At 73.6% G+C, this 12,400-nt stretch carries 12 protein-coding genes; 8 read left to right on the forward strand and 4 right to left on the reverse strand.

Annotation, left to right across the window (positions count from 1 at the left end; genetic code table 11):
* The first annotated feature begins 46 nt into the window (after nucleotides 1–46).
* The gene (locus ACIPXC_RS04340; RefSeq protein WP_401613380.1) at nucleotides 47–682 is read left to right on the forward strand and encodes an alpha-ketoglutarate-dependent dioxygenase AlkB; all 636 of its coding nucleotides are present in this window, start codon (nucleotides 47–49) and stop codon (nucleotides 680–682) included.
* 62 nt (nucleotides 683–744) lie between these two features.
* Nucleotides 745–1,116 carry a VOC family protein gene (locus ACIPXC_RS04345; protein ID WP_401613382.1) on the forward strand — a complete coding sequence of 124 codons (372 nt, stop codon included), beginning with the start codon at nucleotides 745–747 and terminating at the stop codon, nucleotides 1,114–1,116.
* Between the two features lie 66 nt (nucleotides 1,117–1,182).
* Here ACIPXC_RS04345 and ACIPXC_RS04350 read toward each other — a convergent pair whose 3' ends face one another.
* A complete protein-coding gene (locus ACIPXC_RS04350) occupies nucleotides 1,183–1,491 on the reverse strand; it encodes a YkvA family protein (RefSeq protein WP_401613384.1) in 309 nt (102 codons plus the stop codon).
* Nucleotides 1,492–1,545: 54 nt separating this feature from the next.
* Nucleotides 1,546–2,010, reverse strand: a complete 465-nt coding sequence (locus ACIPXC_RS04355; RefSeq protein ID WP_401613386.1) for a MarR family winged helix-turn-helix transcriptional regulator — start codon at nucleotides 2,008–2,010, stop codon at nucleotides 1,546–1,548.
* A gap of 118 nt (nucleotides 2,011–2,128) precedes the next feature.
* Here ACIPXC_RS04355 and ACIPXC_RS04360 point away from each other — a divergent pair, with 118 nt between their 5' ends.
* The 3 genes from ACIPXC_RS04360 to ACIPXC_RS04370 all read left to right on the forward strand — a co-directional run bounded on the left by ACIPXC_RS04360 (nucleotide 2,129) and on the right by ACIPXC_RS04370 (nucleotide 5,616).
* On the forward strand, nucleotides 2,129–2,692 hold the full coding sequence (locus ACIPXC_RS04360) for a DoxX family protein (protein ID WP_401613388.1): 564 nt from the start codon (nucleotides 2,129–2,131) through the stop codon (nucleotides 2,690–2,692).
* 262 nt (nucleotides 2,693–2,954) lie between these two features.
* Complete coding sequence (locus tag ACIPXC_RS04365) at nucleotides 2,955–4,760, forward strand: glycoside hydrolase family 15 protein (RefSeq protein ID WP_401613390.1); 1,806 nt, start codon at nucleotides 2,955–2,957, stop codon at nucleotides 4,758–4,760.
* Between the two features lie 4 nt (nucleotides 4,761–4,764).
* Nucleotides 4,765–5,616, forward strand: coding sequence for a hypothetical protein (locus ACIPXC_RS04370; RefSeq protein WP_401613392.1), 852 nt, complete (start codon nucleotides 4,765–4,767; stop codon nucleotides 5,614–5,616).
* Here ACIPXC_RS04370 and ACIPXC_RS04375 read toward each other — a convergent pair.
* Complete coding sequence (locus tag ACIPXC_RS04375; protein ID WP_401613394.1) at nucleotides 5,613–7,772, reverse strand: SpoIIE family protein phosphatase; 2,160 nt, start codon at nucleotides 7,770–7,772, stop codon at nucleotides 5,613–5,615. The genes ACIPXC_RS04370 and ACIPXC_RS04375 overlap by 4 nt on opposite strands.
* 304 nt (nucleotides 7,773–8,076) lie before the next feature.
* Between ACIPXC_RS04375 and ACIPXC_RS04380 the strand changes: the two genes are divergently transcribed.
* Nucleotides 8,077–8,814 (forward strand): class I SAM-dependent methyltransferase, encoded by a 738-nt coding sequence (locus ACIPXC_RS04380; protein WP_401613396.1) that lies wholly within the window; start codon nucleotides 8,077–8,079, stop codon nucleotides 8,812–8,814.
* Between the two features lie 111 nt (nucleotides 8,815–8,925).
* Here the strand turns inward: ACIPXC_RS04380 and ACIPXC_RS04385 are convergent, their stop codons facing one another.
* Nucleotides 8,926–9,834 carry an alpha/beta hydrolase fold domain-containing protein gene (locus tag ACIPXC_RS04385; protein WP_401613398.1) on the reverse strand — a complete coding sequence of 303 codons (909 nt, stop codon included), beginning with the start codon at nucleotides 9,832–9,834 and terminating at the stop codon, nucleotides 8,926–8,928.
* A gap of 202 nt (nucleotides 9,835–10,036) precedes the next feature.
* On the opposite strand from ACIPXC_RS04385, the gene tdh reads away from it, so the two are divergent.
* Nucleotides 10,037–11,065, forward strand: a complete 1,029-nt coding sequence (gene tdh, locus ACIPXC_RS04390) for an L-threonine 3-dehydrogenase (protein ID WP_401613400.1) — start codon at nucleotides 10,037–10,039, stop codon at nucleotides 11,063–11,065.
* A gap of 106 nt (nucleotides 11,066–11,171) precedes the next feature.
* Nucleotides 11,172–12,380 carry a glycine C-acetyltransferase gene (locus ACIPXC_RS04395; protein ID WP_401613402.1) on the forward strand — a complete coding sequence of 403 codons (1,209 nt, stop codon included), beginning with the start codon at nucleotides 11,172–11,174 and terminating at the stop codon, nucleotides 12,378–12,380.
* The last annotated feature ends 20 nt before the right edge of the window (nucleotides 12,381–12,400 follow it).

The raw sequence follows: 12,400 nt of genomic DNA on the forward strand, positions 1-12,400 counted from the left end.
CCCCGGTATTCGTGCACGTGTTCGGTTATGGGTCTAGTCTGAAGACATGCATGCGCTCCAGGGCCTCCAGGGTTCCCTCTTCGACCAGGGCGACGAGATCCGCCCCGGCCCCCTCGACGGGCTGCGCCGGACGGAGCTCGGCGCCGGGGCCTGGGTCGACCACCTGCCCGGCTGGCTGTGCGGTGCCGACGCGCTCTTCGAGCGGCTGGCCGCCGACGTGCCCTGGCGCGCCGAGCGGCGGCAGATGTACGAGCGGGAGGTCGAGGTGCCCCGGCTGCTCGCCTTCTACGCCGAGGGCGAGGCGCTGCCGCACCCCTCGCTCGTCGCCGCCCGCGATGCGCTGAGCGGCCACTACGCCGCCGAACTGGGCGAGGTGTTCGCCACCGCCGGACTGTGCCTGTACCGCGACGGGCGGGACAGCGTGGCCTGGCACGGCGACCGCACCGGCCGCTCCTCCACCGAGGACACCATGGTCGCCATCGTCAGCGTCGGAGACCCCCGCGACCTGGCCTTCCGTCCGCGTGACGGAGGGGCCACCCGGCTGCGGCTGCCGCTGGGGCACGGCGATCTGGTGGTGATGGGCGGCTCCTGTCAGCGGACGATGGAGCACGCGGTACCGAAGTCCGCCCGGGCCGTCGGGCCCCGCATCAGCGTCCAGTTCCGGACGCGCGGTGTGCGCTGACCCTCCGGCCGGGCGCGCCCCCGCGGTTGCGGGCCCGTCGGGAGGCGTACAGGCTGGTGCGCATGGATCTGGGCGCGTTCTCCGTGAGTCTGTCCGTGCGGGACATCGAGGCCTCCAGGGCGTTCTACGAGAAGCTCGGCTTCACCGCCTTCGGCGGGGACCCCGCGCAGAACTGGCTGATCCTCAAGAACGGCGACCACGTGATCGGGCTGTTCCAGGGCGTGTTCGAGAAGAACATGCTGACCTTCAACCCGGGCTGGGACCAGAACGCGGACCCCCTCGACGCGTTCACGGACGTCCGTGAACTCCAGCGGCAGCTGAGGGCGCTCGGCGTGGGGTTCCTGATGGAGGCCGACGAGTCGGCGTCGGGACCGGGCAGCTTCCTCGTCGTCGACCCGGACGGCAATCCGGTCCTGGTCGACCAGCACGTCTGACCGGCCCGCGCCGAGCACCGCCGAACCCGACCCGCCGGCCGGGTGGGGCGGTGCTCGGGGGCGTGGTCAGGCGCGGGTGCGGACGTCGACGCCGGTCTCCTCCGGTGTGCGCGCCGCCGAGGCCGCCGCGTGGAGGGAGCGCAGCGCCAGCATCAGGATCCCGATGTCGTCGAGGTACACCGGGTCCGGGATGAGGTCCACGGGCGAGACGGTGTAGATCAGGGCGGCCCAGAACAGGGCTTTGTCGTGCAGGGGGACACCCGCGTCGAGCAGCAGCCTCCGCGCCCTGAGCACGCGTACGAACATCACCGCCGCCACCACGGCGAGACCCGCCATGACGACCGCGGTCACGATGAGCCAGACCGTTCCGTCCATGGCGCCCATATACCCCATTCGAGGAGTTGGTACCCGTACGGCCGCCGGGGCGGCTCAGGTGCCCTGTCCGCGCAGGCGGCGCCCGACCTCGCCCAGGCCGTCGGCGAGCGCGTCGAGCTGCTCCGGGGTCAGTACGTCCACCAGGACCTCCCGGACCGTGGCCACATGCCCCGGCGCGGCCTCCTCCAGCTTGGCGCCGCCGGCGTCGGTGAGCACGGCGAAGACCCCGCGCACGTCCGAGGGGCAGCTGCGGCGGCGGACCAGTCCGGCCTTCTCCAGCTGGGTGACCTGGTATGTCAGCCCGCTCTTGGAGTTGATGAGGCCGTTGGCGAGTTCGGTCATCCGCAGCTCCCGGCCGGGTGCCGCGGCGAGCCGCACGAGGATCTCGTACTGCGGGTGCGACAGCCCGGAATCGTCCTTGAGCTGCTGGTCGAGGCGCCGGTTCACCAGGGCGGAGGCGGCCAGGAAGCCGCTCCAGGCCCGCATCTCGCGCTCGTCCAGCCATCTCGGTTCAGCCATGGCCCCACCCTACACGGGTTGTTCGAATTTGAATCACCGGCTAGGGTCCAGGACTGCGGTTCGAATTTGAACAACTCTTCACCCGCCCCCGGGCCGCACGACCGGAAGGACCCCCACGATGACCAGCCCCTCCGTCACCACGACGAAGCCGCAGGCCACCGCACCGGCCGCAGAGCCCCGGCCCGCCGCCCTCTCCGCCGCCGGCCAGGACGCCGGCCTGCTGCTCCTGCGCGTCGTGCTCGGCCTGACCATGGCCGGACACGGTGCGCAGAAGCTCTTCGGCTGGTTCGGCGGCGGGGGCATCAGCGGCACCGGCACGTTCTTCACGGCCAGCGGTTACCCCGCCGGCGACGCCATGGCCGTCCTCGCCGGCCTCACCGAGACCCTCGGCGGCCTCGGTCTCGCCGCGGGCCTGCTCACCCCGCTCGCGGGCGCCGCCGTCGTCGGCACCATGATCAACGCGATTGCGGTCCACGGCGCCGGCTCCTTCTTCGCCCCCGCCGGAATCGAGTACGAACTGCTCCTGACCGCGGGCGCCGCGGCCCTCACCCTCACCGGCCCCGGCGCGTACGCCGTCGACCGGTACCTCCCCGTCCTGCGGGCCCCCCGCCCGGCCCACGGAGCCCTGGCCCTCGCCCTCGGCGTCGTCCTCGCCGCGGTCACGCTCCTCGTGCGCAACTAGGGGGTGTCTTGCCGGTCGGGCGGGGCTCGTGGGTCCCGGCACCGCGCCTCGCCGCGTTGTCCTCGGTCGACGACGCTCCGCGTCGCCTCCCTCGTCCGCCTTGCGATGCTTCCCCTCGGCCCTGCGGGCCTGGGGAGGCCCCATGGCACCGGACCCCGCTCCCTGATCCGGCCCGACCGGCAAGACACCCCCTGGTGCCGCGCTCGGGGGTGTCCGGGGCCTCAGCTGATTGGCCCCGGACATTCAGGGGAAGAGCGCACAAATGACACAACCCATCGAAGACTACGCACTCATCGGCGACCTCATGACCAGCGGGCTCGTCGGCCGCGACGGGTCCATCGACTGGCTGTGCCTGCCGCGCTTCGACTCGGCGGCCTGCTTCGCCAGGCTCCTCGGCGACGAGGAGAACGGCCACTGGCGCATCGCCCCCCTCGGCGCCGCCGACGGCGAACGCTGCACCCGCCGCGCCTACGTCGACGGCTCGCTGGTCCTGGAGTCGTACTGGGAGACCGACACCGGCACCGTCAAGGTCATCGACTTCATGCCGCAGCGCGACGTCGCCCCCGACGTCGTCCGCATCGTCGAGGGCATCAGCGGCACCGTCAGAATGCTCAGCACCCTGCGCCTGCGCTTCGACTACGGCCACGTCGTGCCCTGGGTGCGCCGCAGCGACGGCGACCGGGTCGCCGTCGCCGGCCCCGACTCCGCCTGGTTCCGCAGCGAACCCCCCGTCCGCACCTGGGGCGAGGCCAACAGCACCCGCTCCCAGTTCCCCGTCACCGCCGGCCGCCGCGTCGCCTTCGTCCTGACCTGGCACCCCTCGCACGAACCGCGCCCCGAACCCACCGACCCCTTCGAGGCCCTGGAGAGCAGCCTCTCCGACTGGCGCGAGTGGACCGCCCCCTGCCGCTACGAGGGCCCCTACCGGGAAGCGGTCACCCGCTCCCTGATCACCCTCAAGGCCCTCACCTACGCCCCGACCGGCGGCATCGTCGCCGCCGCGACCACGTCCCTGCCCGAGGAACTCGGCGGCGTCCGCAACTGGGACTACCGCTACTGCTGGCTGCGCGACTCCACCCTCACCCTCGGCTCCCTCCTCACCACCGGGTTCCTCGACGAGGCCCGCGCCTGGCGCGAATGGCTCCTGCGCGCCGTCGCCGGCGCCCCCGCCGACCTCCAGATCATGTACGGGATCGCGGGCGAGCGCCGGATCCCCGAGAGTGAACTGCCCTGGCTGCGCGGCTACGCCTCCTCCGCGCCCGTCCGCGTCGGCAACGCGGCCGTCGACCAGCTCCAGCTCGACGTGTACGGGGAGGTCATGGACTCCCTGCACCTGGCCAGGTCCGCCGGACTGCCCGCCGAGGCCCACTCCTGGCGGATCCAGCTCGCGCTCCTCGACTTCCTGGAACAGAACTGGCACCGGCCCGACGAGGGCCTGTGGGAGGTCCGCGGCCCCCGCCGGCACTTCGTGCACTCCAAGGTGATGGCCTGGGTGGCCGCGGACCGGGCCGTGCGGACGCTTGAGGACGAACCCTCGCTGCCCGGCGAGCCGGACCGCTGGCGCGCCATGCGCGACGCGGTCCACCACGACGTCTGCGCCAACGGCTTCGACCCCGAGCGGGGCACCTTCACCCAGTACTACGGCTCCCGCGAACTCGACGCGGCGACCCTGCTCATCCCCCGCGTCGGATTCCTGCCGCCCGACGACCCCCGGGTCATCGGCACAGTCGACGCGGTGCGCGCCGAACTCGGCCGCAGCGGACTCGTCCGCCGCTACAGCACCGCCGACACCGACGACGGACTGCCCGGAGACGAAGGCGCCTTCCTCGCCTGCTCGTTCTGGCTGGCCGACGCCCTGCACCTGACCGGCCGGAAGGACGAGGCCCGCGCCCTCTTCGAACGGCTCCTGAGCGTACGCAACGACGTGGGACTGCTCGCCGAGGAGTACGACCCCGTCTCCGGCCGCCAACTCGGGAACTTCCCGCAGGCGTTCAGCCACGTCGGCCTGGTCAACACCGCGCTCACCCTGGCCGGCATGGAAAAGCGGACGACCGGGGTGGTGGGCTGACACCGTGGCACCGCCCCAGCAGCGCGCCGAGGGCGCGGGCCCCTTCACCACCCGGCTCACCTGGCAGAGCCCCGAGGGAGAGACGGTGGTGTGGGAGTCGCGGCCCGCGCGCCGGCGCGGAACGCTCGCGGTCCGCAGCCCCGGCGAGACGGCCGGCAGGACCGCCACCGCCACCGCCGACGCCGAGGCCCTGCGCCGCCTGCGTCGCCTCAACGGCATCGCGTCCGCCGCGTTCGTCGTCGGCGGTGCGCTCTTCGCCCTCGGCGCCGCGGTCTCGCAGTTCGGCTGGGGGGACACGGCCGAGAGCGCCGTCATCTACTTCGCGGGAGGCCTGTTCTTCAACACGGGTGGCTACGTCTCCCTCCTCCAGGTGCTGAACGGGCCCCGCCACACCCCGGAAGCCGGCGGCCGACTGGTCACGGGTGCGTGGAAGTGGTGGGCGTACGAGCCGATGCGCCTGGACTGGCTGAGCACGTTCGTGCTGTTCGTCGGGACGCTGGTGTTCGGCATCAACCTCCTGGACTCCTTCCTCCAGGGGCTCACCGTCCAGCAGACCAACCGGCTGATCTGGAACCCCGACGTGATCGGATGCCTGCTCTTCCTGCTCTCCGGGCACCTGGCGTTCATCGAGATCTGCCACCGCCCCCGGGCCTGCCTGCGCTCGCGCAGCCTCGGCTGGTGGGTCGTCGCCGTCAACCAGTTCGGATCGGTGCTGTTCATGGTCTCGGCCCTGGCGGCCTTCACCCTGCCCACCACCGGGAACCTCCTCGACACGGACGTCGCCAACTGGGGGACGCTGTGCGGAGCCCTGTGCTTCTCGGTCGGCGGCGTGCTCCAGGCCTTCGAACGACCCTAGCCCCCGGGTGCGGCCCGCTCGTGGCCGTTCGTCAGGGACGCCAGGAGCAGGGCGATGTCGTCCGGCCGGTCGGCGGTGCTGCCGATCAGCCGGTCGGCGGTCTCGGCCAGCGGAACCGGCAGCCCCGAGGCCAGGGCCAGCCGCAGCCGCTCCACCCCCTCGTCGATGTCCACGCCGGGCCGCTCCACCAGCCCGTCCGTGTACAGGGCGAGGACCGCGCCCGGCTCCAGCCGCAGTTCCGTGACCGGGTACGAGGCCTCCGGGTCCACGCCGAGCACCACCCCGCCCGCCAGGTCCAGCACCTCCGTCCGGCCGTCGGGGTGGCGCAGCAGCGGCTGCGGGTGCCCGGCCCGGACGGCCAGGGCGGAGCCCGAGGCCGGGTCGAGCACCACGTAGCAGCAGCTGGCGAACTGCCCCGGATCGAGGTCGATGAGCAGCCGGTTGGTGCCGCGCACCACCTGCTCCGGCGTGCTCCCGGCCAGGGCGAAGGCCCGTACGGCGCTCCGGAGCTGGCCCATGGTCGCGGCGGCCGCCACGCCGTGGCCCTGGACGTCGCCGATGACCAGGGCCAGTCGGCGCGATCCGGTCTCCACGACGTCGTACCAGTCGCCGCCCACGTCCATGCCCGCGGAGCCGGGCAGATAGCGCCCGACCGTGTCCACGTGCTCCCGTACCGGCAGCCGGTGCGGCAGCAGTGCCGCCTGGAGCCCGTGGGCCAGCGCCGCCTCGCTGTCGTAGCGCCGCGCCCGTGCCAGGGCCTGCGCGATCAGCCCGGCCAGCGCGGTCAGCACCGTACGTTCCTCCGGGCTGAACCCGCGGGGCGCGTCGAAGCCGAGGATGCAGGAGCCGACCGGCCGCCCGGACGCGATCAGCGGCAGGAAGGCCCGGGCGCCGACGTCGGCGTCCAGGGGGATGCCCGGATAGGCGGCGGCCAGGCGCTGCATCGACTCGAAGAACAGCGGCCGGCCCGTGGTCAGCGTCTCCACGCCCGGCAGCCGGACATCGAGCGCGACTCCGTCGAAGCGGTCCAGGAAGCCCTGCGGGAAACCGGTCTCCCAGGCCAGGTACAGATGCCGCTGGTCGAGCAGGTAGATCGCGAGCTGGCGGCCACCGAAGGCGGGCAGCAGCTCGTCGGTGACCACCGCCGACACCTGCCGGGCGGTGACCGCCTCCGTCAGCGCGATGGCGAGGGCCACCGGCCGGTACAGCGCCGACGCCTGGTCCGCGGGCGAACCCGGGCCCGTCGCGGGGTCCGGCGGGGACGCGGGCGGGTCGGCCGCGCCGATCGTGACGGTCACACCGTCGGACGCCGGGTAGAGGCCCACCGACAGCCATTCGCCCGGCGGATGCCGCCCCCGCCGGGCGGAGAAGTGCACCGGCTCCGAGGACATGAAGACGGCCCGGAAGTGGTCGTCGTGCGAGGGATGGCCCAGCCAGGGCAGCGCCTCCCACAGCAGCCGCCCCTGCAGATGCCCGGCACCGACGCCGACCAGGCGTTCCGCCGCGGAGTTGACGAATCCGATCCGGCCCTGCCGGTCCAGGGAGAGCACCGCCTGCGCGAGCCGCTCCACGGCTCCCCGGGCGCCCGCGGCCCCCGCCTCGGGCGCCTCGGCCGGCACTCCGACCGGATCCCCCTCCCACGCCACCGGCACCCCGGCAGCGGACAGGGCGGACAGCTCGCGCGCCAGCTCCTCCGCGGCCTCCCGGAGGCGTTTGCGGTCCCCGGCCCCGACCGGGGCACCGGGGGTGGGCGGGCGCAGCACCAGCAGTACGCCGAACCGCTCCGAGCCGGTGGCGACCGGCTCGTACAGCGAGGCGAAGGGGAAGGGCAGTCCGGCGACCAGCTGCGGGAAGCGGCTCATGGCCGACGCGGCGTCGGGGAGGTGCACGGCCTGCCCCGAGCGGTAGGCCTCGGCCACCGGAAAGGGACGGTTGACCTGCATCCGCCACCAGGGACGGAACAGCGGCAGCGGCAGCCCCGTGAACAGGGCCAGCAGCAGGAGCTCACCGGAGCGCGAGCGCAGGTAGACCCCGCCCGCGTATCCGCCGACGGCCTCCACGGCGCTCACGGCGGCCCGCGCGAGCGCCTGGACCATGGCATCGGTGGCGGCGCCGACGCCGTCCGCTCTCGCCCTCACACAGTCAGGATGCGCCATCGGCGACGGCATCGGCATCCCGGCACCGAGGCCGTGCGCACCGGGGCAGATGCCGTGCGGCCCGGGTCCGTAGCCGTCGGGTGCGGGACCGCGGTCTCATCCGGGGCCGCGCCGGCCCGGGCCGCGGAGCCCCGCCACCACCGCGGCCGACGCCAGCGGAGAGGGGCCGGCGGACGTGCGGCGATAGGCCGACCGCTTCCCTCGTCCGGGGGACGGACGGGTGTGCGGGCGGCCACCCGCACGCGCCGCGGGGCACGATACGCACGCGTCCCACCCCCCCCGGCAGGCCCCCGGAAGGCAGAGCATGCGGTTCCAGTACGACACCATCGGCGAGCGCTACGCGGAGTCCACGAGCACGGCGGCCTTCTCCGCGGCCGACACCTACACCCTGCACGGGGCCCTCGACGCGCTGGGCGGCCTGCGCGGCCTCGACGCCCTCGATCTGGCCTGCGGATACGGCTACAACACCCGCCTGCTGGCCCGCGGCGGGGCCCGACGGACCGTCGGTGTGGACGTCTCGGAGGAGATGATCCGGCAGGCCCGCGAGCACGCCGCGACCAAGGACCGCACCGACGTGGAATACCTCGTCGCCGACGCCGCCGGTCTGCCCGATCTCGGCCCCTTCGACGTCGCCACCGCCGCCTACGTCTTCAGCTACGCGCCGGACCGCCGCGCCCTGCACGCGATGTTCCGGTCGGTCCGTGCCAACCTGCGAGCCGGCGGCCGGCTGCTCGCCATCGTGCCCAACGCCGGGGCGTTCCCGCGGGTGGACTGGTCACCGTACGGGGTCCGGATCCTCGACCGGGTCCCCGACGGCGACGCGCCGCTGCTGAAGGCCCACTTCCTGACCGAGCCGCCGGTGCCCTTCGAGTTCCGCGAATGGGCCCACGCGGACCTCGCCGAAGCGGCTGTCGAGGCGGGCTTCGTCACCGTCGGCTGGCAGCCGAACCGGACCCCGCCCGCCGACCCCGTGCGCGACGAGGCCTACTGGACGGCCTACCGCGCCTGGCCGATCAGCTCGCTGATGACCTGCACGGCCTGAGGCGTGCACCGCGGGCGTCCGGCGGAACCGGGCCGACCCGCCCGGGGCCCGGGCCGACCCGCCCGGGGCCCGGGCCGACCCGCCCGGGGCCGTCGCGCCCGGCCCCGGCCGTCACAGGTCCGCGGCCGACCGGACCAGCTCGACGATCCGATCGCGCGCCGCCCGCCCCTCGGGCACCGGCAGCAGCGGGTACCCGTGCGGCATCCCCGCCGCCTCGTGGAACTCCACCGCGACGCCCTCCGCGCGGGCCCGGCGCACCAGCTCCCGGCTGTCCGTCGCGAGCACGTCCCGGGTGCCGCTGAACACCGTCAGCGGCGCCAGCCCCCCGAACGTCCCGCGCAGCGGGCTGACCAGCGGGTCCTCGACGGCCAGCGTCCCCGCGTACAGCCGCCCGGCCTCCATCAGCCCCGCACGGGACAGCACCGGATCGGCCGCCTCGATCACCGCCTGGTCCGGATGGCTCATCGTCACGTCCAGCCAGGGCGAGAGCAGCACGATCCGCGAGGGCTGCTCGCCGTCGCGGTCGCGCAGCCGCTGCGCGGCCGCCAGCGCGAGCCCGGCCCCGGCCGAGTCGCCGATGAGCACCGTCCCACCGTCACCGCCGCCCGCGATCAGCCCGCTCAGCAGATCGGTGGCGACCGGAACGGTCCGGTCCGCGGTCCCGCGCGGAGCCAGGACGTACGCCGGTACGACGACCCGCGCCCGCGCCCGCGTCACCAGGGTCCGCACCAGCTCCCAGTCCCGGCGCTCCAGCTCGCCCACGTAGTCGCCCCCGTGCACGTACAGGACCTGCACCGACGGCTCGACCCCGAGCGGGGACACGTCGTACACCGGCCAGGCGCCCACGAACGTCCGGGAGATGTCGGCGACCCGGCCCAGCCGGCGCGGCGGCACATGCGAAGCGGGCCGACGGGCGGCCGAGGCCACCCGGTCGCGCACCGCCTCGGCGCTCGCCGACCGTCTTCGCCGACCCACCACGGCCATGGCGACCGAAAGCGCCCTGCTGCGCAGACTCGGCACGCCCCTCACCTCCCCTTTTCCCTGCCCCGTCAAGGGAGGAGCATAGGCGTGAAGACGCGCTCGTGAAGCTGCGCTGTCGGCCTGTTTAAGAAAGTCTCGATGGACTGATCACCACGGTGATCGGCAGATTGGTGCCCGTCACCGACGCCGTCCGAGCCCCGCACGCTCGCGGCGCCCCCTTTCCGCATGCCTGGAGCCACCCATGAAGGCACTCGTCAAGCACAAAGCCGAACCCGGCCTGTGGCTCATGGACGTCCCGGAGCCCGAGTACGGCCCCGGCGACGTGCTGATCAAGGTGCTGCGCACCGGCATCTGCGGAACCGACCTGCACATCCGCTCCTGGGACGGCTGGGCGCAGGGCGCCGTCAGGACCCCGCTCGTCCTCGGCCACGAGTTCGTCGGCGAGGTCGCGGCGGTCGGCGCGGACGTGCGCGACATCGAGCTCGGCGCGCTGGTCAGCGGCGAGGGCCACCTGGTGTGCGGCAAGTGCCGCAACTGTCTCGCCGGCCGCCGCCACCTGTGCCGCAGCACGGTCGGGCTCGGCGTGGGCCGCGACGGCGCCTTCGCCGAGTACGTGGTCCTGCCCGCGCAGAACGTCTGGGTGCACCGCACCGCCGTGGACTTGGACGTCGCCGCGATCTTCGACCCCTTCGGCAACGCCGTGCACACGGCGCTCTCCTTCCCGCTGGTCGGCGAGGACGTACTGATCACCGGCGCCGGCCCGATCGGCATCATGGCGGCCGCCGTGGCCAGACACGCCGGCGCGCGCAACGTCGTCATCACCGACGTCAGCCCCGAGCGGCTGGAGATCGCCCGAAAGGCGGGCGCCACGCTCGCCGTGAACGTCGCCGAGTCCTCGATCGCCGCGGCCCAGGCGCAGCTCGGCCTGCGCGAGGGCTTCGACATCGGTCTGGAGATGTCCGGGCGCGCCGAGGCGATGCGCGACATGATCGACAACATGACGCACGGCGGCCGGATCGCCATGCTGGGCCTGCCCGCGACGGAGTTCCCCGTCGACTGGGCGAAGGTCGTCACCTCGATGATCACGATCAAGGGCATTTACGGCCGGGAGATGTTCGAGACCTGGTACGCGATGACGGTGCTCCTGGAGGGCGGGCTCGACCTCAGCCCCGTCATCACCGGCCGCTACTCGCACCGCGACTTCGAGGCCGCCTTCGACGAGGCGTCGACCGCCCGCAGCGGCAAGATCATCCTGGACTGGACGGCGTAGCGCCGACCGCTCCCCGTCCCACCGAACCATCTCCCTCCGGCCGGGCCCCGCACACCCTCCCCCCTCCGCGGGGCCCGGCCCCTCCGCCGCACAAGGAGCACGCAGCATGTTCGAGACCGTCCGCGACGACCTCCGCACCACCCTCGACGAGATCCGCTCCGCCGGTCTGCACAAGCCCGAGCGCGTCATCGGCACCCCGCAGAGCGCGGCCGTCGCCGTCACCTCGGGCGGCACCGCGGGCGAGGTCCTCAACTTCTGCGCCAACAACTACCTGGGCCTGGCCGACCACCCCGAGGTCGTCGCCGCCGCCAAGGACGCGCTGGACCGCTGGGGCTACGGCATGGCCTCCGTCCGCTTCATCTGCGGCACCCAGGAGGTGCACAAGGAGCTGGAGGCACGCCTCTCGGCCTTCCTCGGCCAGGAGGACACGATCCTCTACTCCTCCTGCTTCGACGCCAACGGCGGCGTCTTCGAGACCCTCCTCGGCGCCGAGGACGCGGTCATCTCCGACGCCCTCAACCACGCCTCCATCATCGACGGCATCCGCCTGTCCAAGGCCCGCCGCTTCCGCTACGCCAACCGCGACATGGCCGAGCTGGAGGCCCGCCTGAAGGAGGCCACCGAGGGCGGCGCCCGCCGCAAGCTGATCGTCACCGACGGCGTCTTCTCCATGGACGGCTACGTCGCTCCCCTCCAGGAGATCTGCGACCTGGCCGAGCGCCACGACGCCATGGTCATGGTCGACGACTCCCACGCCGTCGGCTTCGTCGGTCCCGGCGGCCGCGGCACCCCCGAGCTGCACGGCGTCATGGACCGCGTCGACATCATCACCGGCACCCTCGGCAAGGCCCTCGGCGGCGCCTCCGGCGGCTACGTCGCCGCGCGCGCCGAGATCGTCGAGCTGCTGCGCCAGCGCTCGCGCCCGTACCTCTTCTCCAACTCCCTCGCCCCGGTCATCGCGGCGGCCTCCCTCAAGGTCCTCGACCTGCTGGAGTCGGCCGGCGACCTGCGTGAGCGCCTCGCCGCCAACACCGCGCTCTTCCGTACCAAGATGACCGAGGCCGGCTTCGAGATCCTGCCCGGCGACCACGCCATCGCCCCCGTGATGATCGGCGACGCGGCGGAGGCCGGCCGGATGGCCGAGCTGCTCCTGGAGCGCGGGGTCTACGTGATCGGCTTCTCCTACCCGGTGGTGCCGATGGGCGCGGCCCGCATCCGGGTCCAGCTGTCGGCGGCCCACTCCACGGCCGACGTCGAGCGGGCGGTGGCCGCGTTCGTCGACGCCCGCGCGGCGCTGGAGACCGCCGGGGCCTGAGTGACCTCCGCGTCCTGAGA

This window comes from Streptomyces sp. NPDC090021 (assembly GCF_044748225.1).
GTDB lineage: Bacteria > Actinomycetota > Actinomycetes > Streptomycetales > Streptomycetaceae > Streptomyces.

Coding starts and splice junctions, on each gene's coding strand:
- ACIPXC_RS04340 (WP_401613380.1), top strand. CDS start 47: ATGCATGCGCTCCAGGGCCTCCAGGGTTCCCTCTTCGACCAGGGCGAC.
- ACIPXC_RS04345 (WP_401613382.1), top strand. CDS start 745: ATGGATCTGGGCGCGTTCTCCGTGAGTCTGTCCGTGCGGGACATCGAG.
- ACIPXC_RS04350 (WP_401613384.1), bottom strand. CDS start 1,491: ATGGACGGAACGGTCTGGCTCATCGTGACCGCGGTCGTCATGGCGGGT.
- ACIPXC_RS04355 (WP_401613386.1), bottom strand. CDS start 2,010: ATGGCTGAACCGAGATGGCTGGACGAGCGCGAGATGCGGGCCTGGAGC.
- ACIPXC_RS04360 (WP_401613388.1), top strand. CDS start 2,129: ATGACCAGCCCCTCCGTCACCACGACGAAGCCGCAGGCCACCGCACCG.
- ACIPXC_RS04365 (WP_401613390.1), top strand. CDS start 2,955: ATGACACAACCCATCGAAGACTACGCACTCATCGGCGACCTCATGACC.
- ACIPXC_RS04375 (WP_401613394.1), bottom strand. CDS start 7,772: ATGGCGCATCCTGACTGTGTGAGGGCGAGAGCGGACGGCGTCGGCGCC.
- ACIPXC_RS04380 (WP_401613396.1), top strand. CDS start 8,077: ATGCGGTTCCAGTACGACACCATCGGCGAGCGCTACGCGGAGTCCACG.
- tdh (WP_401613400.1), top strand. CDS start 10,037: ATGAAGGCACTCGTCAAGCACAAAGCCGAACCCGGCCTGTGGCTCATG.
- ACIPXC_RS04395 (WP_401613402.1), top strand. CDS start 11,172: ATGTTCGAGACCGTCCGCGACGACCTCCGCACCACCCTCGACGAGATC.